The 20,786-nt window shown below is 48.9% G+C and carries 20 protein-coding genes; 8 read left to right on the top strand and 12 right to left on the bottom strand.

From position 1 onward, the window contains the following. Positions 1–98: 98 nt before the first annotated feature. Positions 99–548 carry a type II secretion system protein gene (locus ACQ6WK_RS13865; RefSeq protein WP_432797977.1) on the top strand — a complete coding sequence of 150 codons (450 nt, stop codon included), beginning with the start codon at positions 99–101 and terminating at the stop codon, positions 546–548. Positions 549–700: 152 nt separating this feature from the next. On the opposite strand, the gene ACQ6WK_RS13860 is transcribed toward ACQ6WK_RS13865, so the two are convergent. Next, positions 701–994 carry a hypothetical protein gene (locus ACQ6WK_RS13860; protein WP_432797976.1) on the bottom strand — a complete coding sequence of 98 codons (294 nt, stop codon included), beginning with the start codon at positions 992–994 and terminating at the stop codon, positions 701–703. 37 nt (positions 995–1,031) lie between these two features. Between ACQ6WK_RS13860 and ACQ6WK_RS13855 the strand changes: the two genes are divergently transcribed. Beyond that, complete coding sequence (locus tag ACQ6WK_RS13855) at positions 1,032–2,084, top strand: SpoIID/LytB domain-containing protein (RefSeq protein ID WP_432797975.1); 1,053 nt, start codon at positions 1,032–1,034, stop codon at positions 2,082–2,084. Between the two features lie 23 nt (positions 2,085–2,107). Here the strand turns inward: ACQ6WK_RS13855 and ACQ6WK_RS13850 are convergent, their stop codons facing one another. After that, a complete protein-coding gene (locus tag ACQ6WK_RS13850; RefSeq protein WP_432797974.1) occupies positions 2,108–2,395 on the bottom strand; it encodes a hypothetical protein in 288 nt (95 codons plus the stop codon). A 26-nt stretch (positions 2,396–2,421) separates the two neighbouring features. Here ACQ6WK_RS13850 and ACQ6WK_RS13845 point away from each other — a divergent pair, with 26 nt between their 5' ends. From ACQ6WK_RS13845 to ACQ6WK_RS13830, 4 genes are all read left to right on the top strand, one after another. Further along, positions 2,422–2,715 carry a hypothetical protein gene (locus ACQ6WK_RS13845; protein WP_432797973.1) on the top strand — a complete coding sequence of 98 codons (294 nt, stop codon included), beginning with the start codon at positions 2,422–2,424 and terminating at the stop codon, positions 2,713–2,715. 140 nt (positions 2,716–2,855) lie between these two features. Further along, a complete protein-coding gene (locus ACQ6WK_RS13840; RefSeq protein WP_432797972.1) occupies positions 2,856–4,106 on the top strand; it encodes an ABC transporter permease in 1,251 nt (416 codons plus the stop codon). A 46-nt stretch (positions 4,107–4,152) separates the two neighbouring features. Then, positions 4,153–4,908 (top strand): hypothetical protein, encoded by a 756-nt coding sequence (locus ACQ6WK_RS13835; RefSeq protein ID WP_432797971.1) that lies wholly within the window; start codon positions 4,153–4,155, stop codon positions 4,906–4,908. A 138-nt stretch (positions 4,909–5,046) separates the two neighbouring features. After that, positions 5,047–6,543 carry an alkaline phosphatase gene (locus tag ACQ6WK_RS13830; protein ID WP_432797970.1) on the top strand — a complete coding sequence of 499 codons (1,497 nt, stop codon included), beginning with the start codon at positions 5,047–5,049 and terminating at the stop codon, positions 6,541–6,543. A 73-nt stretch (positions 6,544–6,616) separates the two neighbouring features. On the opposite strand, the gene ACQ6WK_RS13825 is transcribed toward ACQ6WK_RS13830, so the two are convergent. The 3 genes from ACQ6WK_RS13825 to ACQ6WK_RS13815 all read right to left on the bottom strand — a co-directional run bounded on the left by ACQ6WK_RS13825 (position 6,617) and on the right by ACQ6WK_RS13815 (position 9,660). Further along, positions 6,617–7,540 carry a hypothetical protein gene (locus tag ACQ6WK_RS13825; protein ID WP_432797969.1) on the bottom strand — a complete coding sequence of 308 codons (924 nt, stop codon included), beginning with the start codon at positions 7,538–7,540 and terminating at the stop codon, positions 6,617–6,619. Positions 7,541–7,556: 16 nt separating this feature from the next. Next, positions 7,557–8,270: a lamin tail domain-containing protein gene (locus ACQ6WK_RS13820; RefSeq protein ID WP_432797968.1), complete on the bottom strand. Its 714-nt coding sequence runs from the start codon at positions 8,268–8,270 to the stop codon at positions 7,557–7,559. A gap of 211 nt (positions 8,271–8,481) precedes the next feature. After that, positions 8,482–9,660, bottom strand: coding sequence for a Gfo/Idh/MocA family protein (locus ACQ6WK_RS13815; protein WP_432797967.1), 1,179 nt, complete (start codon positions 9,658–9,660; stop codon positions 8,482–8,484). Positions 9,661–9,750: 90 nt separating this feature from the next. Here ACQ6WK_RS13815 and ACQ6WK_RS13810 point away from each other — a divergent pair, with 90 nt between their 5' ends. Continuing rightward, complete coding sequence (locus tag ACQ6WK_RS13810) at positions 9,751–10,710, top strand: AraC family transcriptional regulator (RefSeq protein WP_432797966.1); 960 nt, start codon at positions 9,751–9,753, stop codon at positions 10,708–10,710. 91 nt (positions 10,711–10,801) lie between these two features. Here the strand turns inward: ACQ6WK_RS13810 and gndA are convergent, their stop codons facing one another. The 7 genes from gndA to ACQ6WK_RS13775 all read right to left on the bottom strand — a co-directional run bounded on the left by gndA (position 10,802) and on the right by ACQ6WK_RS13775 (position 19,816). Beyond that, positions 10,802–12,358, bottom strand: a complete 1,557-nt coding sequence (gndA, locus tag ACQ6WK_RS13805) for an NADP-dependent phosphogluconate dehydrogenase (RefSeq protein ID WP_432797965.1) — start codon at positions 12,356–12,358, stop codon at positions 10,802–10,804. A 309-nt stretch (positions 12,359–12,667) separates the two neighbouring features. Continuing rightward, positions 12,668–13,414: an ABC transporter ATP-binding protein gene (locus ACQ6WK_RS13800; protein WP_432797964.1), complete on the bottom strand. Its 747-nt coding sequence runs from the start codon at positions 13,412–13,414 to the stop codon at positions 12,668–12,670. 91 nt (positions 13,415–13,505) lie between these two features. Then, complete coding sequence (locus ACQ6WK_RS13795; RefSeq protein WP_432797963.1) at positions 13,506–15,212, bottom strand: FtsX-like permease family protein; 1,707 nt, start codon at positions 15,210–15,212, stop codon at positions 13,506–13,508. Positions 15,213–15,552: 340 nt separating this feature from the next. Beyond that, a complete protein-coding gene (gene lysS, locus ACQ6WK_RS13790; RefSeq protein WP_432797962.1) occupies positions 15,553–17,145 on the bottom strand; it encodes a lysine--tRNA ligase in 1,593 nt (530 codons plus the stop codon). Positions 17,146–17,389: 244 nt separating this feature from the next. Further along, positions 17,390–17,797: a 50S ribosomal protein L19 gene (gene rplS / locus ACQ6WK_RS13785; protein ID WP_432797961.1), complete on the bottom strand. Its 408-nt coding sequence runs from the start codon at positions 17,795–17,797 to the stop codon at positions 17,390–17,392. Between the two features lie 63 nt (positions 17,798–17,860). Further along, the gene (locus ACQ6WK_RS13780; RefSeq protein WP_432797960.1) at positions 17,861–18,847 is read right to left on the bottom strand and encodes an acyl-CoA desaturase; all 987 of its coding nucleotides are present in this window, start codon (positions 18,845–18,847) and stop codon (positions 17,861–17,863) included. A 216-nt stretch (positions 18,848–19,063) separates the two neighbouring features. Continuing rightward, the gene (locus tag ACQ6WK_RS13775; protein ID WP_432797959.1) at positions 19,064–19,816 is read right to left on the bottom strand and encodes a phytanoyl-CoA dioxygenase family protein; all 753 of its coding nucleotides are present in this window, start codon (positions 19,814–19,816) and stop codon (positions 19,064–19,066) included. Positions 19,817–19,927: 111 nt separating this feature from the next. Here ACQ6WK_RS13775 and ACQ6WK_RS13770 point away from each other — a divergent pair, with 111 nt between their 5' ends. Further along, entirely contained in the window at positions 19,928–20,785 is an 858-nt protein-coding gene (locus ACQ6WK_RS13770) for a helix-turn-helix domain-containing protein (RefSeq protein ID WP_432797958.1), read from the top strand. Position 20,786 lies beyond the last annotated feature (1 nt).

The raw sequence follows: 20,786 nt of genomic DNA, 5'->3' as shown, positions 1-20,786 counted from the left end.
GATATCTGTTGATAGAGGTCCGCAGCGATGTGTTGTAGGGGCGATGGAATTCAGATTATTCTGGCCTCCCAGAATGGGGAGTTAAAATGGAAACAACCATGCTAACCAAATTTGTGATGAGGACATCACATAAACACGCATTTACACTTGTTGAATTGATGATCGTTGTGGTGATTTTGGGTGTGCTGGCGGCTATTGTCATTCCGCAGTTTTCAACCGCCGCATCAGAAGCCAGCGAAAATGCGCTGAAAGCCAATCTGCGAAACGTCCGTCAGCAGATCGTCCTTTATAAGCAAGAGCACAACGGTTATCCGACGCTGGCGAATTTCTCAGATCAATTGCTTTTGCTCAGCACGAAAGACGGCAGCACCGCTGCGGTTGGTACATCTGGTTATCCGCTTGGGCCGTATCTTCAGAAGATCCCCAAGAATCCGTATACCGGCAATAACTCAGTGGGCGATGGCGCTATCGGTAGTAGCGACTGGTACTACGATGAATCGACCGGCGATTTTGCAGCCAACGATCATGCAGATCGAGCGGATTATTGAAGCGATCCGAGCATTTGATCGAGACATGACAGAGTATTCCACCCGTGGCACATGCTGCGGGTTTTTCTTTGGCATATTTGTCACAAAGCACTTTAAACTTGGGCAAATCGCTATCACGTTGATACGGGGCAACTGTTATACTGATGGCGGATCTATTGTTGCTTGTGTGTGACGATGTGTTGAGATTCCTTCACGATCAATTGATTCGGAGTAAGCTGCATGGCCCGCTTTGTTTTAGCGATTTGTCTTGTATTTTCCTTGCCGATAGTTTCGCTTGAGGCGCAGACTGTGAAGGCGAAGCAGCCACCGCGCGCATCGGTGCCGATCGTGACAAATGGCGGAACGCCGGGGCCATTGATCAGCCAGTATGCCGTAGAGCCTAATATTCGTGTGCGGATTGCATCATCGGCAACGACAGTCACCGTTGCGAGTTCGTCAGCAATCATGATTGGCCCTTCTGCAGAATATAAGGATCGCGCGCCGGTGCAATCATTTCGTCCACCGGTGACAATTACGAAAAAAGGCAAAGACTTTTATATCAAGAGTGCTGCAAACGGTACGATCAAATGGGCGCTGCCAGTGCTTAAGATTGATGCTGCAGCGGGACAGACATTGGACTTCAACGAGAAGCAATATCCGCGCACGTTGATGTTGCACGGTAAATCGGGAGATAAGATCGATGTGATCAATGCCCTGCCAATTGAAGAATATTTGCCGGGGGTTTTGGCCCGGGAGCTTTATCCTAATTGGAATCAAAAGGCATTTGACGCACAAGCCATTGCAGCAAGATCGTACGCGCTTTGGGAGCTGACACTACATACTGATCGTTATTATGATCTTGAATCGACGACAGCCAGTCAGGCTTATGTGGGTAAAACCAAGGCCGCCAAGCCATTGAACGGTGTGCGCAATACCCGCGGTCGGGTATTGGTCTGGGACAGCCGTATTGTGCCGGCTTTTTATTCAGCTTCACACGGCGGGGTTGCTAATGATGCTTCGGCGGCACTCATCGGTAAAACGCCGCAGATTCCTCCGTTGCATGGTGGGCGGCGCGGCGATTTTGCTAATATTTCATCGGGGAAAAAAGTTTATGCATGGGGGCCGCAAAGCCGAGATCGTAAGATGCTTGCCAGACGCTTTGCAGCTTACGGCAAAGCACGCAATCTCACCATTCAATATCTCAAGGACATCAAAAAAATCGGCGTAACGAAAAAAAGCAAGGCAGGGCGGCCGATTGAATTTGCTGTGGTTGATGTAGATGGGAAGGCCTACCGGATTCCATGTGAGTATCTAAGGAACGCATGTAATTATTCAGGTGGAGGGCTGCCCAAGGTTGCGAGGAAGGATATTGTGAAGAGCAGTTTTGTGAAGTTTCGTTTCAAAGGAAACAACGTACTGATCTGGGGACGTGGATATGGTCATGGCGTTGGCATGAGTCAGTGGGGGGCGCAAGGGATGGCTCTTCGCGGCTACCCGGCAGACAAGATTTTGCGGAATTATTACCCTGGGGCGAAGATTCAACAGATTTATAAGTAACGCTGGATGATGTCGATCTCAAATTAGATCGACATCTTGGGTAATTCTTGATCGACCTGTGGAAAGTATCTGCGAATGATTGAGCAATCGAATTTGCTTAAGATAGATGTCGCAGGTTCGTTTTTGAGCAGGAACAGAAACGCTTTGTGGACCACACGGGAAGGCGGGATTGATCCGCCGGACCAGAGATCGTAATCCGCAAAAGACAGCGTGACCGCAAAGCTCAATACGCGCCCTTCTTCAAACACGCGGACTTCATATGACCAGCCGTTGTGTTTTTCAGTTTCGGTCCCAATCTCAATCTCGGCCATGGCGTTTCCTTTAAGAAAGTTGCCGTTTGGAATCTAAAGAATATCACAATGATGTTCCATCGTCTGCAGATTCTCGCAAGAAATCATTGTCAGATGAGCATGATGATGTGCCGCGTGTCGCTATTCGTCGTTATACAGATCGGTGTTTCTTTGAAGTAGAGGAAATAGTGCCGGGCGGGTACATCGTGGAGGGTTTTATGATCGACCAAGATGATGTGGCTGAGGTGATCTCACTTGGGGTTGATGGTGTGCCGTTACCGCCCTGTACGCTAGCAGATACTGACGAAATGACTGGCCCGCCTGGCTTGGATTCGGAATAGGCAGATCGGTCGTAATAGTACAGATTGGCGTACTTTTCATGCCGCAGGGTCATTGACTGCAACCGCGACATACGGGATCATGGTGAGCACTCACCGTGAATTTTTTACTTGAGACAATTCGGCTCGGGGTATCCAATCTCATGCTGCATAAGCTGAGATCGCTACTCACTGCGCTGGGGATCATCATCGGTATTGCCGCAGTGATCTCAATGGCAGCCTACGGCGAAGGAGCCAAGCGGAACGCGCTTGAGGAGATCCGCAGTTTAGGAGCGAAGAACATCATCGTTCGCTCGGTGAAGCCGCCAGCATCAAAGGATGCGGGGCAGCAAAATAACTTTGTTTCCAAGTTCGGTTTGTTGCGTTTGGATCTTCGTCGGATTGAGCAAACCGTTGGCCCGATTGAGCGGCAGGTTCCACTCAAGCAGATCGGTGCAGAAGTTTCTCGGCATGTTCATAAATCAACGGCGGCCGTGTATGGTACGACCCCAATGATGCAAGAGGTCGCATCATTAACGGTGGCACGCGGTCGATACATCACTGATGCTGATATGCAGCAGTTGAACAAGGTGCCGGTGGCGGTCATTGGTGCTGCCGTAGCAGATCGTTTGTTTCCACTCACTGATCCGATCGGCAATACCTTTCGTGTAGATCAACAGATCTTCGAAGTGGTTGGTGTGTTGCAAAGGATTGGCTTAGCTGGCGGTGCGGGGACGGCATTGGTGGGACGTGATTTAAATTTTGATGTACATGTTCCGATGCCGATTGCACAGGGACGCTTCGGTGATGTTTTGGTGAATCGTAGCAGCGGCTCGATTCAAGCTGAGTCAGTTGAAATCAGTGAGATCTATATTCAAGCACCCTCAGAAGATTATGTATTGCCGGTTGCAGCCCAGGTTCGTCGTGTGCTTGAGAAGGGGCATCAGAAAGAACTTGATTATGAAATTACCGTGCCGATCGAGTTGCTCAAGCAGATTGAAGATACGCAGCGGATGTTTAATCTGATGATGATTCTGATTGCGGGATTGTCGTTGTTGGTAGGTGGGATCGGGATCATGAATATTATGCTTGCTTCGGTGACGGAGCGGACGCGTGAGATTGGCATCCGCCGTGCGCTTGGTGCGACGCGGCTGCATATTGTCATGCAATTTCTTGTAGAAACAACGGTCCTTTCGGGGGTCGGCGGGATTATTGGTGTTGTTGTGGGTTTTGGCGGCGTTGGCGTTCTCATTCTTGTGCATCATATGCAAGAAGAATTCCAACGGCCCCACATGACCACGTGGTCGATTGTTGTCAGTTTTATCGTGGCGACCAGTGTCGGGATTATTTTTGGTTTATATCCCGCCATTAAAGCGTCACGACAAGATCCGATCGTCGCGCTGCGTCATGATTAATCGTGCATCGATTCATTTGCGCTTACGCCAAAACTCGGAGTTTGTCATGAAAACCCATCGCCTTTTCTATGTACTGTTTTTGCTGTTAACGGTTGCGGTTTGTTCACCGGTAGATGCAGCGAAAAAATCAAAAGAAAAATCAGAGCCCCTTACGCCCAGCGGGGCGTTTGTACTTGAAGTCGCTTATAGCTATAAGGACGGCGGCAAGTACATTTGGAAGAAGAGCACCGGTGTGCCTGAAGACCTTGTACACAAAGGGGAGGTGATCCTCAAGAAACAGCCAGTAGGGACTTATTGTTGTGGCTATACGCTGTCGGTCGCGTTCAAGACCGCACAACAGTTTGGGGTGTTTGATGAATTTACGCCCAAGCAGATTAAAAAGTTTCAATCAGATTGGTATGGCAACACCAAGGAGACGGCTGAACGTCAGGGTGCGATGGCCATGCAACGGCTAAAAATCGGGCGACAGATTAAAAAATGGAAAGATGTACGTCCCGGTGATTTTTGCAATTACTGGCGTAAACCTAAAGGTGGACATTCCGTCATCTTTCTTGATTGGGTCACCAAAGATAAAAAAATTGTCGGGATCAAATATCGTTCTTCACAAGGTTCAACTGATGGTATCGGTGACAATACCGAATATTTTCATGGCAAAGGCGGTCGAGTTGATCCCAAGCGGTTGTATTTCTATCGTTTCTACACGCCGGAAGATAAATCAAAGATTGAACGTCTGAAGAAGAAGCGTGAATCGGTAGAAGAGGATCATGATGGGGGTAAAGAGCGGGAAGAAAAAACAGACTAATAGGCTGATCGTCTCTTCACGCATATACGATGTAATATCTGTGTGGACGGCCTTGTGCAGCATGCTAAGATAATCTGTGGCGATGTTTTATATGAGTTTGGTTTTTCTCTACCCAACAGTATTCGCAAAGGATATAGCATGGTTTTGGTTAATGGGATTGTTAAAATCATCTTGGTGATGATGCTGTTTTTTGGTGTGTGTGCAGAGGGGTTGGCAGATGAACTTCAACCTAAGAACATTATCGTTATGGTGGCTGATGGTTCAGGATACAACACACTTGAAGCGACGCGCATGTACACAGGCAAGCCGCTGGTTATGGATAGTGATGGTTGGATAAGCTTGCCGATGGCAACGTATTCTTTGGCGAGGCAAAAAGATACAACGAAACAGGATGAGTCGATTGTTTATGACCCGGCTAAAGCTTGGGATACGACCCCTGTTGAAGGTGAGAAGAATGATTATCCCTTTTATTTTGAGGGGTACAAATGGCATATGTCGACGTACCCAGATTCTGCTGCAACCATGTCGGCAATGATGACGGGTTGTCGTGTGTGTAATGGCTCATTGAATGTTGATGGCAATAACAAGCCACTTTTGTCGGCAGCGGAGTTAGCCCATCAGGCAGGTAAAGCGGTAGGTTCAATAAGCACGGTAGAAATTTCAGGTGCAACACCAGCTGCAGGTGCGGGTGTGCACATGCGTAGTCGCGCTGATCATATTGATATTGCTAATCAGATGTTGGATTCTGGCATCATTACTTTTATTGGTGGTGCAGGTAATCCAGATTACAACAACAATGGTGAGTTAGAAAAATTTATCCGTAAGAAAGATTATAAATATGTCGGTGGTGCTGAAACTTGGCAGCAGCTAAAAGATGGTACTCATCCAAAGGGATGGGTGCTTTTAGAGAGCAGAGACGAACTTAAAAAACTTGCATCCACATCCAGTAATGAGCTTCCTGATGCACCGATTATTTTTGTTGGGCAAGTACGTAATACTTTTCAGTTTTCTCGGAAATCTGCGACAGATCATAAAACAACTTTGCCCGACGACGACCCATTTAATAAGAATGTTCCTACATTGGGTGAGCTGACAAGTGCAGCGCTGAACGTACTTGCCCGCGATGAAAAAGGTTTCTTTTTGGTGGTTGAAGGTGGTGCGGTCGATAAGGCGATGCATGCAAACGCCGCAGGCCGTATGGTGGAAGAATACATCGATTTTAATGGCGCGGTGAAAACGGTCGTTGATTATTTGGATGACAATACTGATGGGAATAATTGGGACAACACACTGCTGATTGTCACTGCAGATCATGATCATCTGCTATTTGGTCCACAAGGCGATAAGATTCCGTTCCAGCCGCTGGTGGATAATGGCCCCGGTAAGATGCCCGGTTACAAGTGGTTTTATCGTTCGCATAGTAATCGGCCGGTTCCGTTCTTTGCGAAAGGGATTGGAGCCGAAGTGTTTCCCTCTTATGCAATCAATCTTGATCAATACAATGACGGCAAGCAAACTTATGGTTTTGGCAAGTATATGCATCAGGTTGATATGGGTAAGCAACTACATGCAGTGTTGAAGCCACAGATATCCGAGGCAAAAGAGCAAGCTGCTCTGCAACCTACAACACCTTAAGTGATCGGGAATCGAAAACGAAAAGCCCAGGCACTTAGCATGGGCTTTTTCAATGAATGGTGATTCACCACGCTTATTGTTTTGCTTTCTCTATGTCCGGCACTGTATTTGGATTGAATGATTCATCAAAAACGTCACGGTCCAGCCACGAAGGAAGATCAATACCTGCTGAGTTTTTCCACGCGCTCAAGTAGATGCTACCAGTAAACCAAGCTGCAGCCCGTGTACGATCTTTCGTGAAAGCAATCACTTCTGCATCCTGAAGGGTAAGATCACGTGTGGCGGGATACTGTTCTGCTAGCGCATAGGCTTGTTTGATTTTGTTGTAGCTGCTGGCGAACTGTTTTTGTGTGAAGGTGAAGATATCAGTATGGGCAGCTAGTGGTTGGAGTGGCTCTTCAAAGATTATATTGTAGGGTAGTTTGCTTGGTAGCGAATCGATTTTCGCGTGGATACCTTTGTGCAGCTTGGGCTTGCCGTCCTTGTTATTGATGCCGTCATAATCGATGGTGGTATGCAGCGGCATGTTTAGGTCTGCGGTGTAATGGGCAAGAATACCTGCATAAATAAGACACTTTGCTTGTATATGAATGTTGTCTGGGTAGGCGCGGTGTTCAGCAAACGCCATCGTAAGTCGTTGTGTCCACTCCGTTACCGCATAGGGCAGGGTGCCGGCCACGCGCGGTTCGATCCCAAGCTCTTCGCAAAGTTTATAGAACTCGTACCGTGTGGTAGGCAGCTTTCGATTGCCGATTATTTCAGAGTCGAAGAAATGTTCTGCCCACTCGGTATTATTAAGCTGTGATAGTTTGCGATGTTTGATCAAGTCAGGGTCGATCGAAGTGTGACCGATGGTTTTGTAGCCTTGCTTAAAAAACGCAGGCACTTCATCTGGGAGATAGATCGTACCTGCAATGGCAGCGTAGTAATGCCCTTCATCATGCCATGCTTCAACGTGATCGCTAAATAGACATAACGCGGTGAAGGTAATTGCCATACACCAAACTAATATTTTAGGTCTCTTGGTCTGCTGGTTTTTCGTCGGAAGGCTTAGGTTTTGCGTTCTCTTCACCAGTGTTCTGTTGCACGATCCTTCCAGGCGATCCGGTGTCTGTTTTATCGTAGTCATCGGTAATCTTATTGTTGATGGCGCCGTCTTTGTTTACTTCGGATCGCTTCCAGTTCTCACCCGAATCATTATCTTCGGCGCTGATCTTGTCCGTGGCGAGATAGATGCTTGGGCCTTGCTTTCGATCGTTTGGCCAAGGCTTCACATCGTCAAAGTTTACCTCATCAACCACGTCACCCCCAGTATTTTGAAGTTTTAGAATTTCGTTAGTATCGCTTGGGCTGTTAGCTAGACCACGCATTCCGCCTTTTGTGAATCCACTGAGTGAGATGACCTGAAAACCTTCTCCCCAAGCAGCACGAAAGTCAGCGACATCTTGTACGCCGGGGATGATGACAATCGCTTCACCCGCAGCAAGACTGATGCCGTCCGGGACAGGGTTTGTTTTGCCATCTTCATCAGAAAGTGTCCAACCGCTAATGTTGACAGCTTCATCACCTGAGTTATAGATCTCGATCCATTCCGTTTGTGCCGGCATCTTCTCTTTACTCGCGGGGTTGTACATGATCTCAGTAATCACAATCTGAGCCGAGGCATAAGCAGTTATGAAGATCGATAGTGCAGCAATCAAGCAATAGTTGGCATATGGATTTCGCATGGATCTTTCTCTCCTTGGCGAAAATGGGGGTATGGTTTACATTTTTAGGATAGCAATCTGCGTCGCAAAAGTCACGAAGATACTATTTTTGAAGGGGATGGCAGCATAAGATTGGCCAATGGATGTATGGAACGAAAAAACCCAAGCCGAAGCTTGGGCTAATACACAGTGAAGCACTGCAGGGAGGTAAAATTTGTATGTTATGTTGTGCTTAAACGCTGTGGCATGGAGCAGGCGTAATTTCAGCAAGCTCCCACCATGTTTGAAGATCAACGATAGTGCCTTTATTCAATGCTTCGTCGATTGCAAAGCAGGTTGTGGCGGCAATCAAGCCGTCTTCTAATGTCGAAAGGGGCGGCTTGCCTTCAGTCATTGTGGCGATCAAATGCTTGGTCATGATCACATCACCATCGCCATGTCCGCCGCCGGTTGCGTCATGAACGATTGTTGGCTGGTCCCAGCCAATACGTTTGGTTTCAATCTGTCCGGTCATGAGGTCTGCACGGATGGCGCCTTCACTACCGAGGATATACATGCGGCGTTCAGGTATGCCTGCACAACAATTGGTGTGGAAGCTTACACGTACGCCGTTAGCATACTCGAGGATCGCAACTTGATGATCAACAATGTCTTTATCATCATTGAAAGGTGAATTATTCGAGCTATACCAAGATTGGAATGCGGTTTTGCCATCCTTATTTTTGCCGATACGGTCTGTATGGTGTTTGTTTTCCGGTGTGAAAAAGCGACAGCCACCAAAACTTGCGACCTTGCTGGCGAGGCTACCAATCATCCAGTTCACAAGATCCACATCGTGACAGCATTTTTCCAGAAGATGTGTACCAGCATATTCTGTTTTACGGCGCCAATCTTGATGGATATATCCGCCATGATTGAATTCAAGTGTTTCGTTGAATTCCATACTGATGATTTCGCCGATCTCACCACTGGTCAAGATATCGTTAATCTTGTTATAAAGCGTGGTGTATCGAAGGACCAACCCGAAAGCAAAGATTGAATTGCTGGCTTCATGGGCGCGTTTGATCTTGAGGCAATCTTCGATATTGATGCCGAGCGGCTTTTCGCAGAATACATGCTTACCCGCTTCCAGTGCACAAATAGCGTGTTCGGTATGGAAGCAATTCCATGAGCCGATCATGACCCAGTCGATACTCTCGTCAGCACAAAGTGCTTCATGGCTGTCATACACGATTGCGTTCGGCGCGTTGCACTGTTTCTTGGCTTCAGTTACTGAACGTTCGGAGGGATCACAAATCGCGGTTACATGAATGCGATCACTTCCTGCAACCAGCGGGGCAGCTACGCCTGTAAGTCTGCCGCCGCAACCAATGAGCCCAATATTGATCTTGTCTTTCACGTTGTCGTCCATTTTTTTAGTCGTTGTCTGTCCATGGCTCTTGAACCAAGCCATATGCTTACGGTAATATATTATGTCGATTAGGGTAATAGAATAGCCGATATGACGGAAAAGTTAACAATATCGACGGAAGTGAGGCTGGTGCCGCCTGCTGATTCAGAGCTTGTTGAAAATCAGGACTGGCAGCGGCTGTCTGGTGCGGTACAGACGATCTCGGATTGGCGTGAGATGTACATGCAGTATGTGGCTGGGCCACTGACCTTGCCGGACAAAGTACTCATGTTCAAACGACGAGCGCCGATGCTCGGTCCTGCACATCGGCACGGACGTTTTGTTCTTATTGTTCCTATCGAAACTCGTGCAGATGTTATTGTCGATCAGACGTTCTATCGCCTCGGCCCGGGGCAAGCGCTCATTATCTTCCCTTGGCAGTTTCATCACTTTGCCAATTTTGAAGGTGAAGATCTGACTTGGTTATTCATGACGTTTGAACTCAAAGAAGAAGACGGTCTTGCGCCGCTGCGCAACATTCCCCTCACACTTAACGTACAGATCGTACAGAACCTGATCACATTGACGGAAACATATGAAGCGCGTGATGCGTCCGTGGCTGCTGTTGAGCAGGAAATTCGTTTACGTTTTGCATTAGTGATCCAACAAATCCTCAGGCAAATCCAACAGCAAATCAAACCAACCGCTGATAAGACAGAAGATGTGCGGTCAGCTGCAGTGCCGAACCTTTCGCTTTTTGAATCAGTTGCAAGATATTTATTGGATAACATGGAAGAACCAATCAGCGTTGACGATGTGGCTGAATGTCTTGCGATGTCCAACTCGCATTTACGTGAGCGTTTCCGTAAACAATATGGCATGTCCATTGGACATTACATTCGACAAGTTAAAATGCACCATGCGATGCGACTTCTTTCAACGACCGATCTTTCAGTAGCACAGATTGCCTCCCGTACAGGATTCCAATCGGTGTATGCGTTTTCTCGATCATTTAAGCGTGAAACTGAAAAATCACCCCGACAATTTCGGGATACAATTATCAACGAATAAATTGTGCCGGGTGATTTTATTCATGATCAAAACTCAATCGTAAAAAAACCCGCTGTAAAAGCGGGTTGTATTGCATTGTAGTCGGAGTGTTTTATACCTTGTATTGTGGGCGTTTGGGATCTGGCCAATCGACGTGGAAGAACTGTCCGCGTTTTTTGTCAACACGTTCATAGGTGTGTGCGCCAAAGTAATCACGCAGCCCCTGCAACAGATTAGCAGGCAATACTTCGCTGCGATAGCCATCATAGTATGCCAAGGCCGAACCAAATGCCGGTGCGGAGATGCCATGTTCAGCACACATGGAGACGATTTTTCGCCAGTTGTCTTGGCTGCCGTGGATCGCTTTCTTAAAATAAGGATCAAGCATCAGGTTCTGAAGCTTCTTGTCTTTCGTATAGGCATCAGTGATCTTTTGTAGGAAGCGTGCACGGATGATACAGCCGCCTCGCCAGATTTTCGCGATTTCGCCGAAGTTCAGTTTCCAGTTGTATTCTTTTTGTGCTTCAGCCATTAGTTGGAAGCCTTGCGCGTATGCACAAATCTTTGAGCAATACAAAGCATCGCACACCATGTCGATGTACTTTTTGCGGTTAGACTTGATCACTTTGACCTTTGGTCCCTTCAAGACTTTGCTTGCTGCGACGCGCTGTTCTTTGAGTGCAGACAAGCAGCGGGCGTAGACCGCTTCGCCGATTGCGTTTGCAGGAATACCGATGTCCAGTGCGTTCATGGCTGTCCATTTACCAGTGCCTTTTTGGCCCGCAGCATCAAGCACAGAATCAACAAAGAATTTTCGTTTGTTGACCGGGTCTTTCTGTTGCAGCACATCTGCGGTGATTTCAATTAGATAGCTTGAAAGCTCACCCGTGTTCCAATCTTCAAATACCTTACTGATTTCATCTGGCTTCATTCCCAGCAAGCCACGCAAAATCGCATAGGCTTCGCAGATTAACTGCATGTCGATGTACTCAATTCCGTTGTGTACCATCTTCACGTAATGGCCAGCGCCATCGGGACCGAGATGAGCGGTACAAGTTTCGCCACCTTTGACAGGTTTGCCGGGCTCAGCACCTTGTAGTTCTGCGCCGGTTTTCTTGTCGACTTTTGCTGCAATGGCGCGCCAGATTGGACCAAGGCTTTTCCATGCTTCTTTTGATCCACCGGGCATGAGCGATGGGCCAAAGCGAGCACCAAGCTCACCACCTGAAACACCCGAGCCAACGAAATTGATCCCCTTGGCTGCAAGATCTTTTTCGCGGCGTATGGTATCCAGCCATTCACTGTTGCCGCCATCGATCAGAATGTCGCCCTTATCAATCAGCGGAAGCAGTTCATCAATCACCATGTCCACAGGACGGCCAGCCTTCACAAGAAAAATAATCTTGCGTGGCTTCGCGATCGACTGCACAAAAGCTTTGAGTTTTGCATAGCCATGCACGCGGTTAGCACTTGGTTCTTCAGCTTCGCATTTCTCAATAAACTCGTTCATCTTCGCCGTGGTGCGGTTGTAGACTGAGACACTGAAGCCATGATCCGCCATATTCAGGACAAGGTTCTGCCCCATGACTGCTAAACCGATTAGGCCGACATCATTCTTGGTTGCTCCATTTGTGCCGCGTTTTTTGGTAGCTGCTTTTTTCTTCGCCATTGCGTATTTACTCCGTCGTGTTTTTTGCAGACCCGCGTCACAGGCGCGCTTGCATCGTTATGATTGATATTAAATGAACTGGGTGCTGCGTCATCACATTCCCATGTTCTGACAAAGATCCCTTTTCCCCAAGAGCATCATCCAATCCTCGTGATCAGACATCATTCGCCACTATCTTTGTAAAAATAAGATAGGCTTCGAATGAAGCTATTCTTATATCGTCACTTCTCTGGGTCCGCATTCACTTATCCAGACGAGTGCGGTTCCCATAATCAGACGTGTTCTCTGGCCCATTTGGCCTTTGGCAAGTTATATCTGTACTTTTCCACCTGCCAAACGCAGTGTTCGGTCTGCAATCTCCGCAATCCCCTCATCATGTGTCACCATCACCAGCGTTTGCCCGTCACGATGAAGCTGCTGGAAAAGCTCCACAATCGTTCCGCTCGTATCCACATCCAGATTCCCTGTCGGTTCATCGGCCAACAAAACATCCGGCTCGTTAATCAGCGCTCGTGCAATCGCAACACGTTGCCGCTCACCCCCCGACAGCTTGCTCGGTCGATGCTTCATTCGCTCATTCAAGCCCACCAGATCTAAAAGCTCCATGGCTTTCTTTCGCGCTTTGGATCGACCGCCGAGCCATCCTAAAATCCCTTTGCCAATCATTGAGCCGATTAGCACATTCTCCAGTGCGCTCAGCTCTGGTAACAAATGATACTGCTGAAACACAAACCCGACATGCTTGTTGCGATAGCGATCTAATTTTCCAAATCGCAATTTGTAAATGTCATCGCCATTAAATGTTACTTGTCCTGCGCTTGGCCTGTCTAATCCACCAAGTAAATGCAAGAGTGTACTTTTGCCTGAACCCGACCGTCCGAAAATTGCTGTAAACTCCCCACGCGCCACATGCATGTCCACCCCGCGCAACACTTTCAATTCCTGTCCACCCATGCGATAGATCTTTTCCAAGCCTTCAGCAACGAGCACAGGTGCTTGCGATGATCGGCTGGGTTGTTGTTCTGCATCATTCATGGGCTTGCTTGTTGAGGTCATGTTATGGTCTCTGTTCGTCGCTTAGATGCTTATCGTGATCATATTTTTGCGTGACTTGCCATAGCTTCGGGTGGCGAGTTTTGAAGGAGGTTTATTCATATCGCAGTGCTGCGATTGGATCCTGCATGGCAGCGAAAATTGCCGGAATTAATGCGCCAATCACGCTGCTGATGATTGCTGCGATACCAATGACCGTGGCATCAGTCATCTGAACTTTGCTGGGGATACGATCGAAGAAGTACGTCTGCGGGTCCCAGACAATAATGCCATACGTTGCGTCATACGCGCTTAGCCATGGAAGATTGATCTCTGGGAAAGTGTAGAACATGATTGCGCTGCCGCCGACAAGCACGACAAGCAGTGTGCCGAGGAACCATTCAAACGCATTCTCCCGCCGTTTGCCGATGAGTGCTGCGATCGTGCTAAGGATGGTCGCGGCAATGATGAGGATGCCGATCGAACCTGCATAGGTAAACAGCCGATGACCGATGGCATGTTGGAAATTGTTTAAGTGTGTGACAATGAAATAAGCCAGCAGCACGCCGAAGACCGCACCCAATACACCGATCGCAAAGCCGTACCCGAGGAACAGATTCATGATCCCTGCTTTGCTTGCACCGATGGCCCGCATCACGCCGATGTCCCGTGTTTTTTCCAAGACGATCATATAGAACGTGGTTGCTACCATGACGATGGAGACGATACTGATGATCACGAATAAAAACGTGACCAATCCCTTTTCGTTCTGCACCGCGCCCAGCAAGTGAGCGTATTCTTCTTCCCATGTTTGGACGCGGACAAACTGCCGTGCGTCGTGCTTGGCCATGACTTCTCTGACCGCAAGCTGTACCGCTTCACGTGTTTGTTCTGGCGTGTACCCTGGGGCGCTCTTGAATAAAACTCGTGTAACTCTAGCGGGTGCGCCAACAATATCCGGATCATCCGGGTCAGCTTCGATTGCTTCCATGTCCAGCTTTTTCTGCACCACATCCAGTGGCACATACACACGGTTTGAATCCACGTCATACAGGCCACTCTTGAATTCGTTCACAATGGCGAACTCTGCATAGGCTGGCGTTCCGCCCCAGTCGCCTTTTTCCGTCAGCGGTACTAATGTCAATGCACCGTTGTAACCCATGGCTGCGCTGCTTAATGAATACTGCCCTTGCGAATCTCGCCGTTGATAGGGATTGACTTCTACGCCGATCACCATTCCCGGCAGTACTTCCCCGCCATTACGCATGACTGCCGCCTTGCTTGGCTCAAGCTTCATTCCCATCTGCGTTAGATCAAGCTCTTCCCTGAAGGCAATTCCTTCCTTATGAGATTGGTCTAAGCGCTGATTAGCTGTGGCTAATGACGCTTCAAGCTGTTTCATTTCTTCTGGATCGGTTAGGCTACTCGAAAGTGCTTCGAATTCTTCATTTAATCGTTCACGTTCACGATTGATATATGCGTTGAACTCTTCGAGCTGCTTTTCCTTCGTCCACAGTAGTGATCCTTTGTATTCTGCAATTTGGTTGTACTGTTCGGGAATGATCCCCATGACTTCGACCGGCTCAGTGCTGCCGGACAATCCCGAACGTCCAAACTTCAGGTTTAGCAAGCCAAAGGATCGGATCACCGGCGTACCGCTCTCGACCTCCGGTCGCTTCATCGCTTCTGCAATCATCTCTTCATAATATGGAAATCCCGTCACGCTCCCGACTACTGAGACATCTCCGCTCAGCTTATGTGCACTGGTTCTAAGCAGGTCCAAGAACCCGCCCATCACACTCGTGACAATGATCACCATCATGACGCACAGCATCACTGCTAGCGTGGCAAACATTGGCGCCAGTTTACGTCTCAGATATTTCAGAATCAGTAGCAGTTTATACATGAGCATCCAGTCGCAGGTGGACCGATCTGTGAGAGATCAGTTTGGGTTCACTGTTAGCGCGGCAAATCGCCCGGGGCTTTGCTGGCCCCATAAGTTTATCAGCAAAAGTGGGTGATCTTCTGCGATTTTCGTGTTGAGTGGCCACAGCAAATGGAAATCAGCATCAGAAACCCCGACGGAACATGCCCGTTGTGCCATTCATCGCCTGTGACGCGGTGCGCCCAAGCAAGTGCCGGTTACCTATTATGACGGTGTGCTAGCCCTGTGGTTTCATCAGCGGGAACAAAATCACATCGCGGATTGATCGCTGATTGGTTAACAGCATCACCATGCGGTCGATGCCGATGCCCAATCCCCCAGCCGGCGGCATACCAACCTTCAACGCCTCTAAGAAATCTTCATCCACGTTGCGGAACATTGCTTCCTCTTCGTCGAGTCCCTCGACCTGTCCGCTGAAGTTTTCTTCCTGTACATCCGGATCATTAAGTTCCGTATACGCATTGGCCAGTTCCATTTTTGCAATGAACAGCTCAAATCGCTCAGCAATCTCTGGCTCGTTCGGCTTACGCTTCGTGAGTGGACACAAGCTCGCCGGATAATCAATCACAAACGTCGGCTGCACCAGATGTTCTTCCACCGTTTCTTCCCAGACCGTATTTAGCAGTTGATCATGATCGCCAAAATCTGCCGGATCAATATGCAACTTCTTCGCCTTCTCCACCAGCTTCTCATGATCCGCATGATCAAACCCGTTGTGCTCCACAAATAAATCCAGATACTTCGCTCTGCGGAAGTTGCTGTAATCAATCTCCACATCACCAAACATCAATTTCTGTCCGCCGCAAACCGTATCTGCCACATGCTGGAAGAGCTTCTCGACGAGGTTCATGATCGAATACAAGTCGCCGAATGCTTCATAAAGCTCCAGCATCGTAAACTCAGGATTATGTCGTGGACTTAATCCTTCATTGCGGAAGTTGCGATTAATCTCAAACACACGCAGCATCCCACCGACGAGCAAACGCTTTAAATAAAGCTCCGGTGCGATCCGCAGATACAATTCAATATCCAAAGCATTATGATGCGTCACGAATGGTCGTGCGGCAGCACCGCCCGGAATCGACTGCATCATCGGGGTTTCCACTTCAAGGTACGGCCCGCTCAGTTCCGAATCCTTCGGTGGGTCCGTTAAGAAATCACGCACGCCTTTAATGATTTGCGAGCGGCGTTTCATGTTCTGCATCACATCCGGATTTGCATATAAATCAACATAACGCTTGCGGTAGCGTTGCTCTTGATCTTGCAGGCCGTGGAATTTTCCTGGGGGCAGGGCGAGAGACTTGGTGAGAATCTGAAACCCTGCCTCGGCTGGTGTTTGGTTTTCTTCTTCTAAAACAGATGAGGTTGCCCAGACTGAAATCTCGCCGGTCTTGGTCGTGGCGAGCGGCCCCTCAGCAAACACGATGTCCGACAAATCCGTCAGCTTCGCCAGCTTAAACGCTGGTTGCCCGACCATTTTTTTCGAAACCGCAAGCTGAATGTCACCAGTCTCATCACGGATCGACATAAAAATCAGATTGCCCATCACACGGTGCTGCACCACACGGCCTGCGACACGCACGATCGGGCGGTCATCAACATCTGCGTTTTCTTTATGTGCTTCATCAGCGGCTTGATCATAAGCATTCCGAGCGCCAGCTACGGTGAGCAATCCATCAGTGCGTTGCCCAAAGGGGTCAATCTCGAATTCCTCGCGCAATCGGTCCAGCTTCCGCCGTCGATCCGCCAGTAACTCCGAACTTGACTTGCTCTCGGCTTCCTTGCCTTTCACGTTTTGCTTCTCGCTCATGATGCGCTCCAATCAGCGGCTTCTGTCAATCTTTATTTAGCCCAATCGTCACCTGTTTACTCAGTCTATGTGATTGAGCCATTTTCCACGAATGCTCACCAACGTATCCCCAATTAGCCCGTCATCAATAAAAAAACAGCCCTGATTGCCGTACCGATGACCGGGGGCTCAGGGCTGGTTTAGTCGTTTTGCATGCTGCAGGTTTTATGCTGCGAGCGTCTCACCATTCATCGCGCGATGCTGATTACTCAGCGGATTCCGCTGGTGCGGCTGCGACTTCAGGAGCCGTTGCACGACCCAAGCCTCGGCGGCGGTCACGCAAGCGGCGTTTCTTACCAACGCGTTCACGCAGGTAATAAAGCTTCGCACGGCGGGTGTGCCCCGAACGCACGATATTGATCTTGTCGATACGTGGTGAGGCGAATGGGAAAGTCCTTTCCACGCCCTCGTTCGCCACAATACGCCGAACGGTGAAGGTGCGATTGATTCCGCCACCTTGAATCTTCAAAACCACACCTGAGAAGACCTGAATACGCTCTTTGGCGCCTTCGATGATCTTGACGTGTACATCGACTGTGTCGCCGACGGAGACTTCAGGCAGGTCTGTGCGGATCTGCTTTTCTTCGATTGCTTTGATAATGGCGTCGCTCATGACGTTATCTCGTTGCTATTTCAGTGTTTACGTATCAGATGGCGATTCAGGTGCGCAGAGTGCTTACTCCGGACCTGAAGCCGAGCCGCATAGTCTAGCGGCTCTTGCCGTGCTTGTCGAGTCAGGCGCTATCTTCACGGGCATGATCGGCTTGGGGGCCTGATAGGATGGCATTTTCTCTTCGGCTGGGATTTGGATTTCCCAGATGAGCCCAACCCAGGACAACGCCTTGATCGTCCAATAGGTCATGTCGACTTCAAACCACCTTAGGCCGTGCGCCGCAGAACGCGGGTGGGCATGATGGTTGTTGTGCCAGCCCTCACCAAAGCTCAGCAGTGCAACCCACCACAGGTTCGTTGAGTTCTCATGTGTGTTCTTGTAGTTCTGATAGCCCCAGGTATGAGCGGCTGAGTTCACGAACCATGTCACGTGGAATACGCCAGCTGTTCGCAATGCCACACCCCAAACCACCCACGACAAGCCAAGCATCGGCGACGCAATCAGCCAACCCGCAAGAAACAGCAGTCCTGCAAGTGCGATCTGTGGCACCCAAAAGAATCGGTCCAGTCTGCGAATGAATGTATCACGCAGAAGATCTTTCGCGGCTTCGCTGCCTTTCACGCCTTCAACCTCTTTGTGCATCATCCAAAGAATGTGCGACCAAGTGAAGCCATGCTTGGGGCTGTGGGGATCGTGATCTGTATCCGAGTGTTTATGGTGTAGGCGGTGGACGCCAACCCAGTTTACCGGGCCACCTTGCCATGCTAACGAGGCGATTAGAAGCAATACACGTTCAAACCACTTGGGTGTTTTGAATGACCGGTGCGTCATGAGTCGGTGATAACAAAGGTTGATCCCGATTCCGCCGCTAAGCCAAAAGAAAAACACAAACATGGCGAGTCCGGACCAAGTAAATAGCGCTGGCCAAAGCGCAAGCAGTGCGATCACATGCATTCCCCCGATGGCAATGATGACAGGCAGACTAAGCTCGCGCCAAGCGATGCCGCCTCGTTTTGGCCGATGGTCGGCCACTTCAGTTGTAACTGGCATGTTTAACTTCTTAAAAGGAAGGGAAATAATCGGTCATAAGGCCTGGATGGTAGCACAGTTTAATCATTTGCCCGCGGAGATTAATCCATTCACACGGAAAAAATATATGTTCTTTTGTACCGCGATCATTCGTTTGTGCTGAAACCGCATTGAGCTTGCGTGGTGGCCGGACAAAATAAAAATGATCCGATGACCGATTGTTCCCCACAACACGTTCTAAGAAGGATATATGTCGTTCATGGCAGGAATGGGCGTGAGTCTGGGGGGATTGTCTTCACGTAATGGGAGATTTGATGCGGCAGTGTAGCAGCAGATCAATGACCATCGTGGATTGTTTGAGATGTTGTCATCCGAGCGGTGTAGGGTGTTGCTGTGAAAAAGGAGTACATCGCCAGGATTGAGTTCACCGTAAATTAACGGAAGTTTTTGCTGTAGCGCTGCAACACGCGTCATATCTGCGCCGTGCTGTTCCCCGGTAAGTCCGTGATCAATTCGGCCGGCCAGATGTGAGCCAGCTAGAAGTTGAAGGCAGCCGTTCTCGCGGGTGGCTTTGTCGATGGCGATGTAGCATGAGATGAGCGATGGGTACGGAAATTGCTCGAGTGCATACCAGTAACCGTAGTCTTGATGCCATTCCCATGCACCGCCGGTGCGAGGCTGTTTCTGCATGACTTTGTGATGAAAATGCAATGGTGTTTCACCGAGTAATTGCGTTACCGGTGCGATCACCTGTGGTGATGTGGCAAAAGATGAATACAAATCTTCATTGAGTTCGTCGGTGATCCATAGCCGAGAGGACTTGCCGGATGCGTCGGCATGTTGAACCGATTGAGTTTCCAGTTTTGGGTCTGACCGTGCGTGTTGGTGCAGGTCATCGATCTCTTGTGCTGAGAATAGTGATGGTAGAACGAGATAGCCTTCGCGTTCATAGGTGCAAACTTGCTTGGCTGACAGGCGATGTGAATCCATATTTCGACTCCGTGGGTAAGGTATGAAAAGCCGCCGATTGCACGAGGATTATCGATGAAATATGCGAAAGAAGGTATGGCATCTACTGCTATTTACATGTAATATTCTGCTATGACGTTACGGAAAGAGCATTCGGTGCGACGGTTAGGATTGATTGCTGGCGAGCATCGTCAAGATGCAGGTTACCGTGTGGATCGCCCTAGGGGACGCAATGATTACGCTTTAATCTACACAAAATCTGGAAGAGGTATGGTCGAGAATGATCGCGGCCAAGTACTCACCGAGGCTGGAGATGTCGTGCTTCTTTCGCCAGGAAGTAGGCATGTATATGGGACTTATCCTGCTGCGAGGAGTTGGCATTTGTTTTGGGCACATTTTCAGATGCCTGCAGATAGTGCTGAGCTTGTGCGATGGCCTAACATGGATCAGGGGCCAGGCTATGTGCAATTTCCTGTTGGAGATAGATCGCAAATGCTTGCTGCGATGAAGATACTGCATCAGTCCGCAATGCGTGCAAGCGATCTTGATGACCATTGGCAAATCATGCTGGCGGAAAATGCACTACAGCGTGTGCTGCTGATGTGTATTAAAGCTAGCGATAAGGATCAGGTATTACCGCTGGATGATCGTGTTCGTGAGGTGAAGCAGTATGTACTCGAACATCTTGAGGCGGATCTGTCGGTTGCCCGTTTGGGTGAGGTGGTGGGGCTCAGTGGCTCGCGGTTAGCGCATCTATTTCGGGATCAAGTCGATGAATCTATTCAGGTTTATGTTGAGCGGATACGCTTGCGGCGAGCTAAGCATTTGCTTGAATATACAGCTTTGCCGATCATGACGATTGCCAAAGAAGTTGGCTTTCAAAGTGCATTTTATTTTTCCAAACGTTTCAAAAAAGCTTTTTCGCAAAGTCCGCGTCGCTACCGCAAAGATTATGCATGCATGTTGATAGCTGAGAAGCCAGCGACTTAAC

Origin of the sequence: Poriferisphaera sp. WC338 (genome assembly GCF_050931845.1) — a bacterium.
Classification (GTDB): Bacteria; Planctomycetota; Phycisphaerae; order Phycisphaerales; family Phycisphaeraceae; genus Poriferisphaera.
Note: the sequence above shows the minus strand (reverse complement) of the source record. Positions and strands in the feature narration are given on the sequence as shown.